Source organism: Nitrospirillum guaranorum (assembly GCF_034653275.1).
Classification (GTDB): Bacteria; Pseudomonadota; Alphaproteobacteria; order Azospirillales; family Azospirillaceae; genus Nitrospirillum.
In genome coordinates, this window is sequence record NZ_JAYEES010000001.1 from 416,375 (window position 1) to 436,443 (window position 20,069).

The following is a 20,069-nucleotide window of genomic DNA, read 5'->3' on the forward strand; positions in this document are numbered from 1 at the left end:
GTTTGTCTGTCACCGGCCCGCAAGAGGTCGGTTAGAATTATTTGGGAGCCGATGAATGGCGACGAAGACCCCGTTGTTGGACCAGTGTCCGACGCCTGAGCGCCTGCGCGCGCTGCGTCCTGAGCAGCTGCGTCAGGTGGCGGACGAGCTGCGGTCCGAGACCATCGACGCGGTGTCGGTGACGGGCGGGCACCTGGGTGCGGGCCTGGGCGTGGTGGAACTGACGGTGGCGCTGCACTACGTGTTCGACACGCCGGCGGACCGCATCATCTGGGACGTGGGTCACCAGGCCTACCCGCACAAGATCCTGACGGGGCGGCGCGACCGCATCCGCACCCTGCGCGCGGGCGGGGGCCTGTCGGGCTTCACCCGCCGGTCGGAGAGCGAATACGACCCGTTTGGCGCCGCGCACAGCTCCACCTCCATCTCGGCGGGCCTGGGCATGGCGGTGGCGCGTGATCTGGCGGGGGGTAACAACCACGTCATCGCCGTGATCGGCGACGGGTCGATCTCCGCCGGCATGGCGTACGAGGCCATGAACAACGCGGGCGCCCTGGGCTCGCGCCTGGTGGTGATCCTGAACGACAACGACATGTCGATCGCCCCGCCTGTGGGTGCGGTGTCGGGCTACCTGGCCAAGCTGGTCAGCAGCAGCCAGTACCGGCACCTGCGGGACATCGGCCGGCAGGTGGCGGAACACCTGCCCCGGCCGCTGCAGAACGCGGCGCGTCGGGTTGAGGAATACGCCCGCGGCATGGTCATGGGCGGGACGCTGTTCGAGGAGCTGGGCTTCTACTACGTCGGCCCCATCGACGGGCACGACCTGGACCAGCTGGTGCCCATCCTGGAGAACATCCGGGATGAGCCGAACGGCCGTCCGGTGCTGATCCACGCGGTGACGCAGAAGGGCAAGGGCTACGCCCCGGCGGAGGCCTCGGCCGACAAGCTGCACGCGGTGGGCCGCTTCGACGTGGTGACGGGCGCCCAGGCCAAGGCCAAGGCGAACGCGCCGACCTACACGCGGGTCTTCGCCGACGCCCTGATGAAGGAGGCCAAGGCCGACGACAAGGTCGTGGCGATCACGGCGGCGATGCCGTCGGGTACGGGACTGGACCTGTTCGGGCAGGCCTTCCCCACGCGCACCTTCGACGTGGGCATCGCCGAGCAGCACGCGGTGACGTTCGCGGCGGGCATGGCGACGGAGGGGTACAAGCCCTTCGTGGCCATCTACTCGACCTTCCTGCAGCGCGGCTACGATCAGCTGGTGCACGACGTGTCGATCCAGAATCTGCCGGTGCGCTTCGCCATGGACCGGGCGGGCCTGGTGGGGGCGGACGGCGCCACGCACGCGGGCGCGTTCGACCTGGCCTACCTGTGCTGCCTGCCCAACATGGTGGTGATGGCGGCGGCGGACGAGGCGGAGCTGGTGCACATGGTGGCGACCAGCGTGGCCTATGACGCCGGCCCCATCGCGCTGCGCTATCCGCGCGGCGAGGGCGTGGGCGTGGAGATGCCGGAGAAGGGCGCGGTGCTGCCCATCGGCAAGGGCCGTATCGTGCGTGAGGGCAACACGGTGGCCATCCTCAGCCTGGGCACCCGCCTGGGCGAGGCGTGCAAGGCGGCGGAGGACCTGGCGGCGCGGGGCCTGTCGACGACGGTGGCGGACGCGCGCTTCGCCAAGCCGATCGACAAGGAACTGGTGCGCCGGCTGGCGGTTGAGCACGAGGTGCTGATCACCATTGAGGAAGGCTCGGTGGGCGGCTTCGGCGCGCAGGTCATGCAGTTCCTGGCGGAGGAGGGGCTGTTCGACAGCGGCCTGAAGTTCCGTCCCATGGTGCTGCCCGACCGCTATCAGGAACACGACAACCCGGCCAAGCAGTATGACGAGGCCGGCCTCAACGCCAACGGCATCGTCGACACCGTGCTCAAGGCGCTGGGGGCCAACGCTCAGGTGAGGACCGCATGACGACCAAGGTCACCGCGTTCAAGGGTAAAGCCATCGCCGCGGCGTTCGTGGCCCTGGCCATGACCGGCACGTCGCTGCCGGCCCTGGCCCAGCAGGCCGCAGCTACGGCGGAAGCCGCCGATCCGGCGGTGGCCAAGGTCAAGGGCTTCTACGACACCCTGCTGAGCGGTATGAAGCAGGCGAAGCAGCTGGGCGTGAAGGGCCGCGCGGAAAAGCTGGACCCGGTGATCAAGGCGACCTTCGACCTGGCGACCATGACCCGCCTGGCCGTGGGCCCGGCGTGGGAGAAGTTCACGCCGGACCAGCAGAAAGGCGCCATCGACGCCTTCACCAAGGTGACGGTGGCCACATACGCCAACCAGTTCGACGGCTTCAACGGTGAGGTCTTCGACGTCGACCCCACGCCCAAGGCGCGCGGGGCCGACAAAATCGTCGAGACCAAGCTGACCCCCAGCGGCCAGCCGCCGGTGCCGCTGAATTACCTGATGCGCGGCCAGGGCGACCAAGTCCGCATCGTGGACGTCTATCTCAATGGCACCATCAGCCAGCTGGCCACGCGGCGCTCGGAGTTTTCCGCCGCCGTCCAGCAGGGCGGCGCCGACGCCCTGATCCAGGGCCTGCAGCAGCAGGCGGAAAAGCTGTTGGCCGGCGCCTGACCCTCTCGCGCCGCCGCTTGAAATAAGGCCCGGCCTTTCCCGTGAGGAAAGGCCGGGCCTTTTCTTGCGCGATCGGCCGGCCGGCCGTTGAGGGCCAATAAACTTAGGGAATCGCCGGCATGTTGTTGGTGGTCACGCCAATGGCCTCATCCAGCGCGGCCTGGCGGTTCTGCAGCCACACGCTGCGCAACAGGGCGTAGAAGTCGATGGTGCCCTTGCGCAGCTCGTCCAGGGTATCCAGGTTGCGGGCCTTGTCCAGACCACCCACCACGCCGATGGCGTAGTTGGCGTCGCCGCCGTCGGCGTGGTCGAACACGCGGCCGGTGGGGTCGGCCCACATCTCCACGCCCAGGCCCACGCCGTCACGCACCGTGGAGGGCCCGAACAGGGGCAACACGAAATAAGGACTCTGCCGCACGCCCCAGGCATAGAGTGTCTGGCCGAAGTCGCCCGTTTGGCGCTTAAGGCCCATGTCCGTCGCCACGTCGTACATGCCCGCCAGGCCGATGGTGCTGTTGAAGACGAAGCGCCAGAAGGTGGTGAAGGCCGCCTTCACACGCGCCTGGGCCAGGTCGTTGCCGAAAATCAGCGGCTCGCCCAGGTTCTCGATTCCGTGGCGCAGGCGCAGCTGCACATACTCCGGCACCACGTCGCGGTAGGCCCGCGACGCCGGGCCGACGGCGTTGTCGTTCAGCCACATGTTGGCGTCGAAGGTGACCCGGTTCACGTTCTCCAGCGGATCCCAGGGTTCCACCACGCCCAGCTCGTCACGGCCGCCGTTGGGCGGCGCGGCGCAGCCGGCGAGCATGAAGCCCATCAGGAGGCAGGCGGCCAGGGCCGCGCGGGACTGTCTGATCATGCTGGCCATACTTTCCTGCGGGATGCGGAACCGGAGACCGCGCCGCCTGCCCGGTTGGGGGCGACGACGCCAGGGGTGCGACACTTTGGATAACAAAGGATGGTGTCGCCCACCATGATTGGAAATGCACTCCCGAAGTGTAATATCGGAGCGTGCAGCGCAATATGCCGGTCGACGGATGACCGGCAAAGGCAATAACGCGTGTGACGGGTGGGGCTATGTCCGCCGTCACAGGATGCGCATTTGCGTTCGGTGTATCGCAATGCAGCGGTGATTCGCATCGCGGCGACGTTCGCTGGCGTGTGCGCCGCGCTTACGTTAAGACCTGAGGCACAGAGACATCATCGGACCGGGCCGCCGGGCCGCTTCTATTTGAGAGTTCCGCACGGCATGCCGTTTCCGTCCACCGACACCCTGGGCACCCTGTTGACCGACGCCCTGGGCTGGGGGTTCGGGGCGATGTCCGCGGTGGGCACGCTCTACACCCTGGTGGCGGCGGACAGCGCCCAGCGCTTCTTCGCGCCGGGAGGGGCGGAACCGGGTGCCGGTGCGCCGGCGGTGACGGTGCTGAAGCCCCTGCACGGGGCCGAGCCGGGGCTGGCGGCCCGCCTGCGGGCGCTGACCACCCAGGAATACGCGGGGCCAGTGCAGGTGGTGTGCGGTGTCCAGGCCCCTGACGATCCCGCCATCGCCATCGTGAAAGACCTGATCGCCGAGCTTGAGGCGGCGGGCGGCCCGGTGCGCCTGGATCTGGTGGTCGATACCACCCGCCATGGTGCCAACGCCAAGATTTCCAACGTCATCAACCTGATGGCGGTTGCCCGGCACGAGGTGCTGGTGCTGGCCGACAGCGACATCGCCGTGGGTCCCGATTACCTGGCGCGGGTGGTGGGCGCCCTGTCGCGCCCGGGCGTGGGCCTGGTCACCTGTCTCTACCGGGGCGATCCGGTGGAGGCTGGGTCCTTCTGGCAGGACCAAGCGGCCCGGGCGGTGGATCATCATTTCCTGCCCAACGTGCTGGTGGGCCTGCGCCTGGGGCTGGCCAAGCCCTGCTTCGGCTCCACCATCGCCCTGACCGATGAGACGCTGGGGCGCATCGGCGGCTTTGCCGCCTTCCGCGACATCCTGGCGGACGACCATGCCATGGGCATGGCGGTGCGCGCGCTGGGGCTGGCTGTGGCCGTGCCACCTTTCGTGGTGGCGCACTTGGCGCCCGAGTCCAGCCTTGGCGCCGTGCTGGACCATGAACTGCGCTGGGCCCGCACCATCCGGGGCCTGGACCCCGGGGGCTACGCCGGTTCCATCGTCACCCATCCGGTGCCCCTGGCGCTCCTCGGCGCAATTTTCGCGGGCTGGCATGCGTGGTCCCTGCTGCTGCTGGGGCTTGCGGTCGCCGCCCGTCTCGTGCTTCAGGTGACGATTGATGCACGGATCACACGGTCCCGGCCGCGATGGCCTGGATTGATCAGAGACGTCTTGTCATTTTTGGTGTTCGTTGCCAGCTTTGGCATTCGACGTGTGAGTTGGCGCGGACAGCGCTTTTCGGTCAAATCCGACGGCACAATGGTGCCGGTCGGCGAAAATGGTGGGTCATGATGCGGACGCTATTTCTTCAGGCGCCTTCCTTCGACGGTTTTGATGGCGGCGCCGGCTCGCGCTACCAGGCGCGCCGCGAGATCAAGTCTTTCTGGTATCCGACGTGGCTGGCCCAGCCGGCGGCGCTGATCGAGAACAGCAAGCTGATCGACGCCCCGCCGCACAAGACCAAGTTGTCCGACATCACGGCGCAGATCAAAGACTTCGACATGGTGGTGCTGCACACCTCCACCCCGTCGTTCAAGTCGGACGTGGCGACGATCGAGGCGCTGAAGGCCGTCAACCCCAACCTGAAGGCCGGCCTGATCGGCGCCAAGGTGGCGGTCGAGGCCGATAAGAGCCTGGCCCAGGCCCCCATCGTCGACTTCGTCGCCCGCAACGAATTCGACTTCACCATCAAGGACGTGGCCGACGGCAAGAAGTGGTCGGACATCAAGGGCCTGTCCTTCCGCAATTCCGAGGGCGTGATCGTCCATAACGAGGACCGCGAGATCCTCGAGAACATGGACAGCCTGCCGTGGGTGACCCCGGTCTATAAGCGCGACCTGGAAATCGAGAAGTACTTCATTGGTTACCTGAAGGCGCCTTATCTCAGCATCTACACCGGCCGTGGCTGCAAGTCGCGCTGCACCTTCTGCCTGTGGCCCCAGACCGTCGGCGGCCACCGCTACCGCACCCGCAGCGTCGGCCATGTGGTGGAGGAGATGGCGTGGGCGCAGAAGAACTTCCCGCAGGTGAAGGAATTCTTCTTCGACGACGACACCTTCACCGACAACCTGCCCCGCGCCGAGGCCATCGCCAAGGAGCTGGGCAAGCTGGGCATCACCTGGTCGTGCAACGCCAAGGCCAACGTGCCGCGTGAGACGCTGAAGGTGCTGCGCGACAACGGCCTGCGCCTGCTGCTGGTCGGCTACGAGTCCGGCAACCAGCAGATCCTGCACAACATCAAGAAGGGCATGCGCGTCGAGGTGGCTGAGAAGTTCACCAAGGACTGCCATGAGCTGGGGATCCAGATCCACGGCACCTTCATCCTGGGCCTGCCCGGCGAGACGAAGGAAACCATCCAGGAAACCATCAAGTGGGCGGCCAAGATCAACCCGCACACCATCCAGGTTTCGCTGGCCGCCCCGTACCCCGGCACCTTCCTGTACCAGCAGGCCATCGAGAACGGCTGGCTGGACGACGCGAACGCCGAGCTGGTGGATGAGCACGGCGTGCAGATCGCCCCGCTGCATTACGACCACCTGAGCCACTCCGAGATCTTCGGCTCGGTTGAGACCTTCTATAAGAAGTTCTACTTCCGCAGCGGCAAGATCGCCTCCATCGTCGGCGAGATGGTCCGTGACCGGGACATGATGAAGCGCCGCCTGCGCGAGGGCGTGGAGTTCTGGCAGTTCCTGCGCGAACGCCGCAACGCCGCCTAATACCGGTTCTCAAGCACCGGCGCCGGCATCGATCCCGCCGTCCATCATCGGGATCGATGCGGCGCCCACTATCTCGGGTTCAGGACACACTTTCCCATGTCCGTATCCACACCGGGCGCCGCCGCGACCCCCAGCCATGGGGGATCGGGGCGGCGCCTGATCGTTACGGCGGATGACTTCGGCCTGTCGGCCGCCGTCAACGCCGCCGTCATCGACGCCCACCTCAATGGCATCCTGACCGCCGCCAGCCTGATGGTGGCCGGGGCCGCCGCCAACGCGGCGGTGGCGCTGGCCCATGCCCAGCCCAGCCTGGCTGTGGGCCTGCACGTCGTACTGGTGGACGGCAAGCCCTTCCTGCCGCCCGAGCGGATTCCCGACCTGGTGGGGCCAGACGGGCTATTCCGCAACGACCTGGCCAAGGTCGGGGCGTCCATCTTCTTCCGGCCCAAGGTCGCGGCCCAGGTCGCGGCCGAGGTGGAGGCGCAGTTCCAGGCCTTCCGCGCCACCGGGCTGCCGCTGGACCATGTCAACGCCCATAAGCACTATCACCTGCACCCCACCGTGGGGCGCGTTCTGCTGGACGCGGCGCGCCGTCACGGGGCCCGCGCCATGCGGGTGCCGGTGGAGCCCGCCGACCTCATCCGGGCGGTGACGCCCCGGGCCGACCTGGGCCTGCACCACGTCACCGGCCCCTGGGCCAAGCTGCTGCGCGCCAAGGTGCGCCGCGCCGGCCTGGCCGCCCCCGACCAGGTGCTGGGCCTGGCGTGGACCGGTGCCGTCACGGCCGACAAGCTGCGCGGCGCCTTGGCCCGCCTGCCGGCCGGCGTCACGGAAATCTACCTGCACCCCGCCGTCAGCGATGATGTGCCGGGCGGCGCGCCCGGCTACCGCTACCGCGACGAGCTGGCCGCCCTGCTGGATCCCGAGGTCAACGCCTTGGCCGCCGCCTTTCCCCGCGGCGGTTTCCGCGATCTGCCCATCACCCTGGAATAGGCCTGCACCCGATGGAAAAGGCAGCCCGCCTGTTCGCCCTGCTGGGGCTGGTCCTGGCCGTGGTGCTGGTCACCCGCGAGGACACCGGCGCTCTGTGGGCGCTGCTGAAGACGGCGGGCGTGGGCCTGGTGGCGGCGGGCCTGTTCCATGCCGTGCCCATGGTGGCCAATGCCCGGGCCTGGCAGGTGCTGCTGCCCGGGGCCACGCGCCCCTCGCTGGGCGCCATGGCCCGCAACGTCTGGATCCGCGAGTCGGTCAACGGCCTGCTGCCTGTGGCGCGCATCGGGGGGGAGATCGTGTCCTTCCGCATCCTGCGCCTGGACGGGGTGCGCGTGGCACCCGCCGCCGCCAGCCTGGTGGTGGACATGGCCATTTCCATCCTCAGCCAGCTGGGCTTCTCCCTGCTGGCGGTGGGACTGCTGGTGGCGCTCAAGGGTCCCGTGGGCATCGCCGGCCAGGTGACCCTGGGCCTGCTGGCCATGGTGCCGCTGGTGGCGCTGTTCATCCTGGTGCAGCGCGCCGGCCTGTTCGCCAAGGTCACCGGCCTGCTGGACAGGGCGGCGTCCGGCCGCCTGGCCGGCATCGTGGCGCACAGCGCCCGCATCGACCGCGCCTCCAAAGCCATGTACCGCCGCACCGGCGCCATCACGGGCTGTTTCCTGTGGCAGCTGCTGGGCTGGGCCCTGGGCGCCGGTGAGATCTGGCTGGCGCTGTGGGCGCTGGGCCATCCCATGGGCCTGGTCGAGGCGCTGGTGATCGAGGGCCTGATCCAGGCCGTCAGCAGCGCCGCCTTCGTCGTGCCCGGCGCCCTGGGGGTGCAGGAAGGCGCCTTCTTGCTGCTGGGCGGTGCGCTCGGCCTGGACGCGCCCGCCGCGCTGGCCCTGGCGGCCGCCCGCCGCCTGCGCGACCTGGTGGTCTTCCTGCCTGGCCTGGTGGCCTGGACCACCATTCGCAAAGTCAAGGCGGCGTGATGATCATGATCAAGGCCCCGCGCCCCGGCGCACGTCATCTTCCGGCGCCGTCGCGCGCTGCCAACGGCTAACGCACCGGAGCCTGAACCCATGGCGCACCTTGAGGTCCTTCAGCCGTCGTTGGATGAATCCCCCCTGACGCCTCTGCCCGCCGTATCCGGTGGGTTGGCGGCGCGATTGGGGACGGTGGCGCTGCTGGCGGTCCTGGCCTTGGGTTCGGGCTATGTGGCGATCAACGTGGCGGGCGATCTGCGTGGGATGGGCACGGCGTCTGCCCTGCCCTTCGTGCTGCTGGGCGTGGCGCTTCTGATCGCGCTGGGTTTCGAATTCGTCAATGGCTTCCATGACACGGCCAACGCCGTGGCCACGGTGATCTACACCCATTCCCTGCCGGCGCATGCTGCGGTGGTGCTGTCGGGCCTGTGCAACTTCGCTGGCGTGCTGCTGTCCACCGGGGCCGTGGCCTATGGCATCGTGTCCCTGCTGCCGGTGGAGTTGATCCTGCGGGTCGGCAGCGAGGCCGGCTTCGCCATGGTCTTCGCCCTGTTGATTTCGGCCGTGCTGTGGAACCTGGGCACCTGGGCCCTGGGCCTGCCGTCCTCCAGCTCCCACACCCTGATCGGGTCCATCATCGGTGTCGGCCTGATGAACCAGCTGATGGCCGCCCCTGGCGCCACGGCCAGCGGCGTGGACTGGGGTCAGGCCCTGAAGATCATCCAGACGCTGCTGATCTCCCCCCTCGTCGGCTTCGTCTGCGCGGCGGCGCTGCTGATGCTGATGCGGGGCCTGATCAAGGACAAGGCGCTGTTCCAGGCGCCCAAGGGCCGGAAGCCGCCGCCCGCGTGGATACGCGGCCTGCTGGTCCTCACGTGCTCTGGCGTCAGCTTCGCCCATGGCTCCAACGACGGGCAGAAAGGCATGGGCCTGATCATGCTGATCCTCATCGGCACCATGCCGGCCGCCTATGGCCTGAACCGGGGCATCACCGCCGCCGACACGCCCGCCTACATTGCCACCTTCGACCGGGCCGGCGACGTGCTGGGCCGCCACGCCCAGCGCATGCCGGCCGACCCCCGCGCGGTGGTGGAGGATTACGTCCGCAGCGGCACCTTGACCAGCGCGACCCTGGGCGGGCTGCACGAACTGACCGCCAGCATCGCCGACCAGCTGCGTTTCTCCGGCGCCCTGTCCAGCGTGGCGCAGGGCCAGATGCGCAACGACATGTACCTGTCGGCCGAGGCGTTGCGTCGCTTGCAGAAGCAGGGCTTCCCCCTGCTTGACGACGACGACCGCGCGGTGATGAAGGAGTTGCTGGGCCGCTACGACCACGCCACCCGCTACATCCCCACCTGGGTGAAGGTGGGTGTGGCCATCGCCCTGGGCCTGGGCACCATGGTGGGCTGGAAACGCACCGTGGTGACCGTCGGTGAGAAGATCGGCAAGGAGCATCTGACCTACGGCCAGGGCGCGTCCGCCCAGCTGGTGGCCATGGGGACCATCGGCGCCGCCGACGTCTTCGGCTTGCCGGTCAGCACCACCCACGTGCTGTCGTCCGGCGTGGCCGGCACCATGGCGGCCAACGGGTCGGGGCTGCAGTGGTCCACGGTGCGCAACATGGCCATGGCCTGGGTGCTGACCCTGCCGGCCTCCATCGCGCTGGCCGGCGGCCTGTTCTGGCTGTTCCGGCACTTGTTCTGACCCGGCGTGCCGGCAAGGGAGCGTTGCCCATATGATCCGGACCATCATCTTCGACCTGGACAACTGCCTGGCCCCGGCCGATGGCGTCGGCGTGGCCCTCATGCGGCCGGTGTTCGACGTCATCACGGCGGCCAATGCGGGAACCCTGGGCCCGGATGCGCTGGACGCCGCCTTTGCCGACATCTGGCGCCATCCCCTGGATTGGGTCAGCCGGGCGCACGGCTTCAGCCCCGCCATGCACCAGGCCGCCTGGATGGCGACGGCGGGGTTGGAGGTGACGGGCGCCATGGCCGACTATGGCGACCTGCCCTTATTGGCCGGGCTGGGCCTGCCGCTTTACCTTGTCACCTCCGGCTTTCGCCGCTTGCAGGAAAGCAAGGTGCGGGCGCTGGGCCTGGCGCGCTATTTCCAGGGCGTGCATATCGACGCCATCGATGAGGCGGGACACCCGGGCAAGGCCGCGCTGTTCCGGATGCTGCTGGACCAGTCCGGCCTGCCGGCGGCCCACGCCCTGGTGGTGGGCGACAATCCGGAGTCGGAAATCGCCGCCGGCAACAGCCTGGGCATGCCTACGGTCCAGAGTCTGCGTCCCGGCGTCATCTGGGATGGCAGGGCGCGCTTTCACATTCGCGATCTGCGCGACCTTCGGTCCCTTTTAAGCGCGCAGAACGATTAAAGGATTTATATGCGCGTTGGGGCGCAAGGCTTTGATACGGCGTATTTTTTGGTCATTCTGTCGCCAAAGCCACCCCTTTATGGTTAAGGTGAATCGGCCATTTATTAACCAAATGGTGGGGCCTGCGACATAAAGTTGTCATGACTCGCGCCGTAGGGTGCCGGACCTGCTTTTTCAAGAAGGACTGGCGCCATGGCGCATACGGAAGCCGTGAATTCCCCCGTCGCAACCTCCGGCGGCCCGGCCGCGCGTTATGGGACCCTGTTGTTCCTGGCCCTGATGGCCGTGGGCCTGGGCTACATGGCGGTCAACCTGGTCAGCGATCTCAGCGGGGTCGACACCCGCTCCGTCCTGCCCTTCGTCCTTCTGGGCGTCGCGCTGCTGATCGCGCTGGGCTTCGAATTCGTCAACGGCTTCCATGACACGGCCAACGCCGTGGCCACGGTGATCTACACCCACTCCCTGCCGGCCAACGTCGCGGTGGTGTGGTCGGGCCTGTGCAACTTCGCCGGTGTGCTGTTCTCCACCGGCGCCGTGGCTTTCGGCATCGTCTCGCTGCTGCCGGTCGAGCTGATCCTGCAGGTGGGCAGCGACGCCGGCTTCGCCATGGTGTTCTCGCTGTTGATCGCGGCCATCATCTGGAACCTGGGCACCTGGTACTTGGGCCTGCCGTCCTCCAGCTCCCACACCCTGATCGGCTCCATCATCGGCGTCGGCCTGATGAACCAGCTGATGGCCACCTCCGGCACCGCCACCAGCGGCGTCGATTGGGGCCAGGCCACAAAGATCGGCTGGTCGCTGATCCTGTCGCCGCTGGTCGGCTTCCTGTGCTCCGCCGCGCTGCTGGTCATCATGCGCACGCTGATCAAGGACAAGAAGCTGTTCACCGCGCCGGAGGGCAAGAAGGCCCCGCCGTCCTGGATCCGCGGCCTGCTGGTGCTCACCTGCTCCGGTGTCAGCTTCGCCCACGGCTCCAACGACGGGCAGAAGGGCATGGGCCTGATCATGCTGATCCTGATCGGCACGGTGCCCACCGCCTACGCCCTGAACCGCGCCGTCACCATCCACGACACCCCGGCCTACATCGCCACCTTCGATCGCGCCAGCGACGTCCTCAGCCACTATGTCAAGGAAACCCCGGCCAATCCCCGTGCCGCGGTCGAGGACTTCGTCCGCAGCCGCCAGGTGACCGACAGCACCATGGGCGGCATCCATGACCTGACCGCCAGTGTCGCCGACCAGATCCGCGCCTATGGCTCGGTGGACCAGGTGCCGCAGGAAAAGGTGCGCAACGTCCGCAACGACATCTACCTGTCGGCCGAGGCCCTGCGCATCATCCAGAAGTCGGGCGCGCCGGCCATCGACGCCGCCGACCAGCCGGTGCTGAAGGAACTGCTGGGCCGCTACGACCACGCCACCCGCTTCATCCCCACCTGGGTCAAGGTGGGCGTGGCCATCGCGCTCGGCCTGGGCACCATGGTGGGCTGGAAGCGCATCGTGGTGACGGTGGGCGAGAAGATCGGCAAGGAACACCTGACCTACGGCCAGGGCGCCTCCGCCGAGTTGGTGGCCATGGCCACCATCGGCGCCGCCGACGCCTTCGGCCTGCCGGTCAGCACCACCCACGTCCTGTCGTCCGGCGTGGCCGGCACCATGGCGGCCAACGGTTCGGGGCTGCAATGGTCCACGGTGCGCAACATGGCCATGGCCTGGGTGCTGACCCTGCCGGCCTCCATCGTCCTGGCCGGCAGCCTGTTCTGGCTGTTCCGCCACCTTTTCTGAGAAAATCGGCTGTTGTAAGAAAATCGTCAGTCCACCAGGCGCGGGGCGGTCCGTTGGGCCGCCCCTTCGTTTTCGTGGAACGATACATTGTTGCGCGGATATTGCCCGGCGGCATTTCCTATGGCATCTGGTGGCACAGTTGCAGGAATGGGCGGCGAGTTGGATGCAAGAGCGCAAGGACTATCTGGATGGCCTGCGGGGCATTGCCGCTCTGATCGTGGTCATATCCCACAGCATCATCGCCTTCGATTTCGCCCTGCATACCGGCGACCCATCGAACAGCCACGGCTCCTGGGATATTCGGTTATCGGGTTTGCCGTTCCTGCTCCCCATGGCCGGGAATTACGCTGTCTGCGTTTTTTTCCTGCTCAGCGGCTTCGTGCTGGCGGGGTCTTTCGCCACCACCCGCCTGGGCATGATTCCGCTGGTGTTGAAGCGATATCTCCGGCTAACCCTTCCCATCCTGGCTGTCATCCTGTTCTCCTGGGCGTTGTTGACGTGTGGATTGATGGCCAATGCCGCCGCATCGGTTGAGACGCGTTCCGCGTGGTTGGCCTGGCAGATGACGCAGGCGCCGGACGTCGCGGTGGCGCTTCGCGACGGTCTTTATGGCAGCCTCATAGGTCTTCCGGCGTCTCCCGCCTACGATTCCAGCTTATGGACTATGGGCATCGAATTCATTGGGTCCCTGCTACTGATCCTGATATTCGGCGTTACCCGGCCCCTACGCCGCAGCGGGTCCATATCGGATGGCGCCCTGGCGATACTCTTGTTGGTTCTGGGCGTCGCCGGGCATAGCTTTTATCTCGGGTTGTTTGCCATCGGGGCCGCTGTGAGCTTGGCGGATCTTCCCGCTCGGTCGGCCAGCCTACGGCGCCCAGGCCTGATCATGGGGTTACTGCTGGTCTTGGGCGTCTTCTTCGGGACGGTGCCATACAGCGCCGCGCGTGGGCCGTGGTTCGATGCCCTCGTCGCCTCTTCACCGGTGGCGCCGCCCGCGCCGTGGCAGGGCGCTAGCCTGGCCTGGCTCGGCACCCAGGGGGAGCCGTTCTGGCACGGGGTTGGTGCCATCCTGACGCTGATCCCCGTCCTCTGCTGGCCGATGTTGCGCGCGGCGCTCAGCCGTCCTTTGCCCCGGTTCCTGGGCCGGATCTCCTTTCCCCTTTACCTGTTTCACATCCCGCTGCTGATGTCGGCGGGGGCCGGCCTGTTTACCGTGTTACGACATATCGGCCTGGCCTTGGCGCCTGCGGCCATCCTCACGGTGGCGGCGTTCTATACACTGGCCTTGTCGGTGGCTTGGGCACTGGTTCCGTTGCTTGAAGAGACGGCGGTGCGGTGGTCCGGCCGCCTCGCGGTCAGGCTGCAGGATGGGTTGGATCGCCTGGTGTTGGGAGGGAAGCGGCGCCCGGCGAACCAGGCGCCCTAACCCCAGACCCTGTCAGCCGTTCACGGCCCGGCGCAGGGCGTCGATGTCCAGCTTGATCATCTGCTGCATGGCGGTCATCGCCCGGCGGGCGATGATGGGATCGGGGCTGGTGACCAGGTCGATGAAGCCGGAGGGCACGACCTGCCAGGTGACGCCGAACTTGTCGGTCAGCCAGCCGCAGGCGTGGGGCTTGCCGCCATCCGCGGTCAGCACCTCCCAATAGCGGTCGACCTCCGCCTGATCAGCGCAGTCGATGACGAAAGAGATGGCCTCGTTGATCTTCCAGTGGGGGCCGCCGTTCAGGGCGATGAAGGGCTTCCCGTCCAGTTCGAACGCCACGGTCATGACCAGGCCGGCGGGGCGGGGGCCTGCCTCGCCGTAATGGCTGATGGTGGTGATGCGTGAATTGGGGAAGATGCCGACGTAGAAGCGGGCGGCGTCTTCCGCCTGGGTGTCGAACCACAGGAAGGGGGTGATGTTGGGCATGTCCTCGTCCTTTTTCTGGTGAAAGGCGCGAACCGACTATGCGCCTCTCCTCCAAGGACGGCCAGGCTGGGTGATGCCCGACACCGCCGCCCGAAATTATTCCGCAGGCGTCTTGGGTGGGCCCAGCAGGGCCGGCAGGAACAACAGTGCCGTGGCCAGGATGCTGGCCAGCGAGAACACCAGCAACTCACCCATGCTGGCGGTGCCGGGGTGGTGGCTGGTCCACAGGCTGCCGAAGGCGGTGCCGGTGGTCAGGGCGGACAGGATGGTGGCGCGGGTGAGGCTGGAGGTCAGCGGGTTGGTCTGCCCCTGCCGCCAGGCCATGACGTAATAGATATTAAAGGCCGTGCCGATGCCGAACAGCAGGGGCAGGGCGATGATGTTGGCGAAGTTGATGGGCTTGCCCGCCAGGATGGCCGCGGCCAGGGTCAGCAGCGACGCCAGCGCCAGCGGCGCCAGGGTCTTCAGCACGTCGCCCACGTTGCGCAGGGTGACGGCCAGCAGGATGGTCACCAGGATCACCGCCAGGATGCCCGCCTGCAGGAAGGCGTGGATGATGGTGGCGCTGCTTTCCTGGATGCTGATGGGCGTGCCGGTGGCGTCGGGGGCGATGGTGCGCACCGCCTTCACGAAGCGCTTCAGCACCCGATTGTCGTTGCTGTCGCCCTTGGGGAAGACGGAAACGCGGGCGTGCCCGTCCGCCGCCACCCAGTCGCGCTTCAGATCCTCCGGCAGGTCCTTGAAGGTCACCGGCGTGGCCTGCAGGCTGTCGTTCACCTGGGCCAGCATGGTTTGCAGGCCCGGCTCCACCGCCTTCTGGAACAGGGGCACCACCTTCTCGGCCGGCGCCGCCAGGGCCCCCTCCAGCGCCTTCTTGAACCGCAGGGCGGAGGCGCCGGCCGGGCTGGCGTCGTCGGGGTTCAGCTTGTCCAGGGCGGCGACGATGCCGGTCATGGACTGGCGCACGTCCTCGATGCTGGGCGCGGGGCGCACGTCGGTGGGCGCCAGGCTCGGGCCGATCAGCGACGCCGCGTCGGAGATGGCCGCCATCTTGGCGTCCTGGTCGGTGGGGATGTAGTCGCTGAGGGTGATGGCCTGGGCCACCTCCGGCAGCGTGGACAGCTTCTCGGCCAGGGCGCGGGCCTCATCCTCCGAATTGGCCAGCACGTCGATGGTGTTGGGCGTGAACAGCGGGTCCTTCATCAGCTCCAGCACCACCGACACCGCCTCCGTCTTGGGGCTGCGCAGGTTCAGCGGGTTGAAGTCGAAGGACAGGCGCGGCAGCAGGGCGGCGCAGGCCACGGCTAGCACGGCGCCGGCGCCCAGCACCCAGCGGCGGCGGGTCAGCACCAGGCGGTCCAGGGGCGCCAACGCCTTGTACCCCACCTCCACCTGCTCGCCCTTGGGGCGCAGCAGCATCAGCAGGGCCGGCAGGAAGGTGACGGACAGCAGGAAGGCGACACCCATGCCCACGCCGGCGATGATGCCCAGCTGCGACACGCCGCGGTAATCGGTGGGCAGGAAGGCCAGGAAGCCGGCGGCGGTGGCCGCCGCCGCGATGGTCAGGCCCCGGCCCACGCCGCCGCCCGCGGCGGTCAAGGCTTCGGCCAGGTCGTCATGGGCCAGCCGGTCGGCGCGATAGCGGACGGAGAACTGGATGCCGAAATCCACGCCCAGGCCCACGAACAGCACGATGAAGGCGATGGACAGCAGGTTGAACGGGCCGGTGGCGATCAGGCCGAAGGCGGCGGACACGGCCAGGCCGATGATCACGGTCACCAGGATGGCGCCCACGATGCGGAAGGACTTCACCGCCAACCACAGCAGCACCAGCACGGCGATGCCCGTCAGGCTGCCGTTGAAGGCCGCCCCTTCGCCCAGGGTGCCGAACTCCTCGTCCGCCATGGGCACTTCGCCCGTCAGGCGGACGCGGATGCCGTTCTCGGGCGTCAGACCCAGTTGCTTGGCGGTGGCGCGGATGGCATCGGATGCCATGGCGCCGGGTTGCAGGTCGTTGAAGTCCAGCACCGGCTGCACCAGGATGAATCGGCGCAGTTCCATGGGGTTGGGTGGCTGGCCGGACACCAGCCCGCGCCAGTTCAAGGGCACCATACTCCCGCGCGTCGCCGCTTCCAGCGTGCCGGACAGGGCGTCAAAGGGGCGCTGAAGGTCCTCCAGCTTGGCCTGGCCATAGCTGACGCCCTGCAGGTAGGTGCCCAGGGTGTCCAGCAGGCCGCGCGCCGACGGATCGGCGGCCAGCGGTCCCAGCAGCGGCTGCGCCTGGATCAGCGACTGCATGGTGGACTGCACCTCCGCCGTGGGCAGCAGCATCAGGCCCTCGCGGTCGAAATAGGGGCCGCCATCGGGGCGGAAGACGTTGCGCACCACGTCGGTGCGCTTGCGCAGGGCGTCGGCCAGCATGCGGGTGGCGCGTTCCGCCAGTTCCGGCGTCACCCCGTCCACGACGATGGCGGTCTGCTGCACCTTCTGCGGATACAGCTTGTCGAAGGCGATTTCGCGCTGGCGCCAGGTCAACTGCGGCGACAGCAGCTTCACGGCATCGGTGTCGATGGCGAAGTGGGTGGCGACATGGAAGCACGCGGCCGCCCCCAGGACCAGGCCAGCCAGCAGGGTCAGCTGCCAGCGGCGGCAACAGGCGGCCACCAATTGGGCCACACGGTCGTTCAGACCCATCGTTCCTCCGGCGCGCGCCATGTTCGCTTCCTCGCTCCCTATGTGAAAACGGGCGCCGGTCTCCCGGCGCCCGTTCCCAGATCATCAACGCCAAGCCCTTGATATCAGGCCTCGCGGTAGGCCAGCAACAACAGGCCGACCAGGACGAAGCAGGTGGGCCAGATCCAGCCCGCCCAGCGGGCGTCGCGGCCGCTGCCCCGGATCTGCATCCAGCGGGCCGCACCCGCCGCCACACCCAGCACGGCCAGGAACAGGTGGCTGAGTTCGATCAGCAGCTGTTCCTTGATGTTGCTGATGGCGTGGTTGTGGGTCAGCAGCAGGTCGCCGCCCACGGTGGTCAGCACGGGGAAGACCAGGGCCAAGGCCTGGTTCTTCCACCGCCCGGTGCGCACGCCCCATTCAAAAACGGTGAAGGCGATGATCAGCACGACGAAGGTGCGGTGCTGCACCACCTCGGGATCGCGGAAGCTGTCCCAGAAACCGACATTGCCCATGGGCCAGGTTTCCGGATCCGACCGCAGGAACAGGAAGCCGGCCAGGATCAGGAACAACAGGGGCCAGTGCCTGGCCCAGCGCACGCCCGCCCGTTCCAACAGCGCGAACAGGCCCACCAGCAGCACCACCAGGCCCGCCCAGTGGTGGTTGTATTCCGACCAGGCGATATCGTCTGCGTTGCGGGGTGGCAGTTCGCCGGCGCCGGGCACGAAGGCCTGCGGCCGGTTGCTGGCCTGCTGGTCCCGCCATTCCTTGTCCAGCTTCTCCTGCAGGGCCGGGATGGCCAGGCTGTCGTGGCTGGGGCTTTCCAGGCGGGGCGGGATGACCGGGGTCATCCGCTCCACCACCTCGGCCCAGGTCGCGCGGTCGTCCGTCAGGTCGCTGGCCGGCGGCTGCGAGGTGATGGAACCGGCCGCCAGCAGGATGGCGATGGCGAAGGCGATTTCGATTTCCACGAAGCGGCGCACCCGGGTCAGGCTTTCGCCCTGGCCGGCGGCGAAGCGGCGGATGGTGCGGAAGTTGCCCAGGCCCAGCAGCAGCAGGATGCCCAGCATGACGCCCTTGGTCGCCGCCATGGCGCCATAGGCCGTGCCGTAGAAGCCCTGCAGGCCGCCGATGAAGCCGATGCTGATGCCGATGGCGCCCAGCACGATCAGGATGACGCCGGTGATGGACATCAGGCTGTAGCGCTGGCCGATGGCCGCCCCCTCGTCGCGCGACTGGGCCTGGCCCAGCGACGACAGGAAGGCCGGCAGGCCGCCCAGCCACAGGCCGGCGCCCAGGATGTGCGAGAAGGTGGCCAGCAGCATCCATACGCGCTCACCCGGGCGGGCGGCGGCGTGGCTGGTGGCCAACGAGGCGACGAGCATCAGCAGGGCCAGGGCCGTCAGCACGGCGACGCGCGGGCGCGTCATGTGACCGCGCGCCACCACCACGATGGCGGCGGCCGCCAGGACCTGGACGATGCCCGCCTCGATGAAGAAGGCGCCCGCCACCTGCAGCACGGGCATCTCCAGCGTGCCGGACAGCACCAGGGCGTTCAGCGTCAGCGACGACAGGGTGGCGATGGCGGTGGCGATGCCGCCCCAGCGGGCGTAGCGCGCGCCGGCGTCGGCCACCGCGTCGGCGGACAGCTTCAGCTGGGCGGCCAGCGGCAGGGCCAGGCAGGTCAGGAACAGCACACTGCCGAAGGCCATGATCATGGCCACCAGGTTGATGCCGTTCAGGACGACGGTCAGGTAACCGAAAATATCGACAAGGGTATCCACGTGCGGCAGGCCCCGATTACGGCTGGGTCACGGTGAAGGGGATGTCGCCGCGGGTGGTGTGCCCGTCCACGGCCAGCACCTGCCAACGCAGCTTGTAGCTGCCGGCGAAGGGCAGGGTAACCTGGCCCGCCAGCGTCTCGTCGTCCGGGCTCGTGGACATGGTCACCGGCACCTCGGTCTTGTCGGCGGCGATGACGGTCAACTTGGACCGGGCGCGGTCGATTCGGCTGTTGAAATGCACCTTCAGGACGTTGCCGCCCACGCCCAGGGTGTCGTTTACCTTGGGATTGCTGTCGATGACGATGGCGTGGGCCTGGGCGGCCGCCGGGACCAGCAGGGGCGCCAGCGCGGCGCCCGCCAGGGCCACCAGGCCCAGGACCAGGAAGGGACGGCGGGCGGGGCGGGAAACGGGGGGCCGTACGGTCGACACGGGGGGTGTTCTCCTCTGGGAACCACGAAAACAGGCGCGCCCGGCGGCCGCCCGCGGTCGAAAGGGGGGCGGTGCCACCGGGCCGGGGCGGACGGGCCGCTGCCGGGGCCGGTCCGCATGCGTCAGGCGACGTTCTACGGGGCCGGTGTCGGGCGCGACAGGGGCTATGTCAATTCTTTCCGTCATCGTTCCGGCTGCGACGACGGAGATCAAGCGTCATGCATAGCGCATCTGGGTCGCATTTGGGGCCGTGGTGGTTGCGCCGCGCGTGACGTTTTGTTGCATATGCGTCGTCGGCCCGCCCGCCATCACCGCGAAAACGGGGCGGTCGCCGGGTATAGCCTTCGGGCCGGAAGATGTTTGCGTTTTCTGTCCACTAAAGATGCCGTTACCTAAGGTCTAGGTCCCCCGTTGCCGCGATGCCACACATGAAGCGCAGATCGCTCAAGCAATCGTGGCGCATTGGCACGCCTTAAATTTTGTGCAAGTCTGGCCTGACCATAGGGCGGTGGCGGATTCGATTGGCACGGGTATCTATCGCCGGTGTTCGGTCGAGGCGGGGGGTCGGTTTTACCATCCGTAGCCAATATGGACCTGGCGGACCCTGTCCGACGGGGGACAGTTGGTATCGCTAACATGTTCAAGT

At 67.8% G+C, this 20,069-nt stretch carries 15 protein-coding genes; 10 read left to right on the forward strand and 5 right to left on the reverse strand.

Annotated features, from left to right (window positions below; genetic code table 11):
• The first annotated feature begins 55 nt into the window (after positions 1–55).
• Complete coding sequence (dxs, locus tag UAJ10_RS01585) at positions 56–1,966, forward strand: 1-deoxy-D-xylulose-5-phosphate synthase (RefSeq protein ID WP_322913574.1); 1,911 nt, start codon at positions 56–58, stop codon at positions 1,964–1,966.
• Positions 1,963–2,622, forward strand: coding sequence for an ABC transporter substrate-binding protein (locus UAJ10_RS01590; RefSeq protein ID WP_322913576.1), 660 nt, complete (start codon positions 1,963–1,965; stop codon positions 2,620–2,622). The genes dxs and UAJ10_RS01590 overlap by 4 nt, the downstream gene beginning before the upstream one ends.
• A gap of 103 nt (positions 2,623–2,725) precedes the next feature.
• On the opposite strand, the gene UAJ10_RS01595 is transcribed toward UAJ10_RS01590, so the two are convergent.
• Positions 2,726–3,481 carry an MlaA family lipoprotein gene (locus UAJ10_RS01595; RefSeq protein ID WP_322913578.1) on the reverse strand — a complete coding sequence of 252 codons (756 nt, stop codon included), beginning with the start codon at positions 3,479–3,481 and terminating at the stop codon, positions 2,726–2,728.
• Between the two features lie 390 nt (positions 3,482–3,871).
• Between UAJ10_RS01595 and hpnI the strand changes: the two genes are divergently transcribed.
• From hpnI to UAJ10_RS01635, 8 genes are all read left to right on the forward strand, one after another.
• Positions 3,872–5,077, forward strand: a complete 1,206-nt coding sequence (gene hpnI, locus UAJ10_RS01600; RefSeq protein WP_322913579.1) for a bacteriohopanetetrol glucosamine biosynthesis glycosyltransferase HpnI — start codon at positions 3,872–3,874, stop codon at positions 5,075–5,077.
• Positions 5,077–6,501: a hopanoid biosynthesis associated radical SAM protein HpnJ gene (gene hpnJ / locus UAJ10_RS01605; protein ID WP_416235332.1), complete on the forward strand. Its 1,425-nt coding sequence runs from the start codon at positions 5,077–5,079 to the stop codon at positions 6,499–6,501. Before hpnI ends, hpnJ begins: the two co-directional genes overlap by 1 nt.
• Positions 6,502–6,597: 96 nt before the next feature.
• Positions 6,598–7,494: a hopanoid biosynthesis-associated protein HpnK gene (gene hpnK, locus UAJ10_RS01610; protein ID WP_322913581.1), complete on the forward strand. Its 897-nt coding sequence runs from the start codon at positions 6,598–6,600 to the stop codon at positions 7,492–7,494.
• An 11-nt stretch (positions 7,495–7,505) separates the two neighbouring features.
• Positions 7,506–8,465: a lysylphosphatidylglycerol synthase domain-containing protein gene (locus UAJ10_RS01615; RefSeq protein WP_322913582.1), complete on the forward strand. Its 960-nt coding sequence runs from the start codon at positions 7,506–7,508 to the stop codon at positions 8,463–8,465.
• Positions 8,466–8,555: 90 nt separating this feature from the next.
• The gene (locus UAJ10_RS01620) at positions 8,556–10,163 is read left to right on the forward strand and encodes an inorganic phosphate transporter (protein WP_322913583.1); all 1,608 of its coding nucleotides are present in this window, start codon (positions 8,556–8,558) and stop codon (positions 10,161–10,163) included.
• 31 nt (positions 10,164–10,194) lie between these two features.
• Positions 10,195–10,839, forward strand: coding sequence for an HAD family hydrolase (locus UAJ10_RS01625; RefSeq protein WP_322913585.1), 645 nt, complete (start codon positions 10,195–10,197; stop codon positions 10,837–10,839).
• A gap of 192 nt (positions 10,840–11,031) precedes the next feature.
• Positions 11,032–12,621 carry an inorganic phosphate transporter gene (locus UAJ10_RS01630; RefSeq protein WP_322913587.1) on the forward strand — a complete coding sequence of 530 codons (1,590 nt, stop codon included), beginning with the start codon at positions 11,032–11,034 and terminating at the stop codon, positions 12,619–12,621.
• Between the two features lie 163 nt (positions 12,622–12,784).
• Positions 12,785–14,050 (forward strand): acyltransferase family protein, encoded by a 1,266-nt coding sequence (locus UAJ10_RS01635; protein ID WP_322913588.1) that lies wholly within the window; start codon positions 12,785–12,787, stop codon positions 14,048–14,050.
• Positions 14,051–14,062: 12 nt separating this feature from the next.
• On the opposite strand, the gene UAJ10_RS01640 is transcribed toward UAJ10_RS01635, so the two are convergent.
• From UAJ10_RS01640 to UAJ10_RS01655, 4 genes are all read right to left on the reverse strand, one after another.
• Positions 14,063–14,536, reverse strand: a complete 474-nt coding sequence (locus tag UAJ10_RS01640) for a VOC family protein (protein WP_322913589.1) — start codon at positions 14,534–14,536, stop codon at positions 14,063–14,065.
• A gap of 96 nt (positions 14,537–14,632) precedes the next feature.
• On the reverse strand, positions 14,633–17,251 hold the full coding sequence (locus tag UAJ10_RS01645) for an MMPL family transporter (RefSeq protein ID WP_322913590.1): 2,619 nt from the start codon (positions 17,249–17,251) through the stop codon (positions 14,633–14,635).
• A gap of 83 nt (positions 17,252–17,334) precedes the next feature.
• A complete protein-coding gene (locus UAJ10_RS01650; RefSeq protein ID WP_322913591.1) occupies positions 17,335–18,993 on the reverse strand; it encodes a CopD family protein in 1,659 nt (552 codons plus the stop codon).
• A gap of 16 nt (positions 18,994–19,009) precedes the next feature.
• Positions 19,010–19,423, reverse strand: coding sequence for a copper resistance CopC family protein (locus tag UAJ10_RS01655; protein WP_322913592.1), 414 nt, complete (start codon positions 19,421–19,423; stop codon positions 19,010–19,012).
• Between the last annotated feature and the right edge of the window lie 646 nt (positions 19,424–20,069).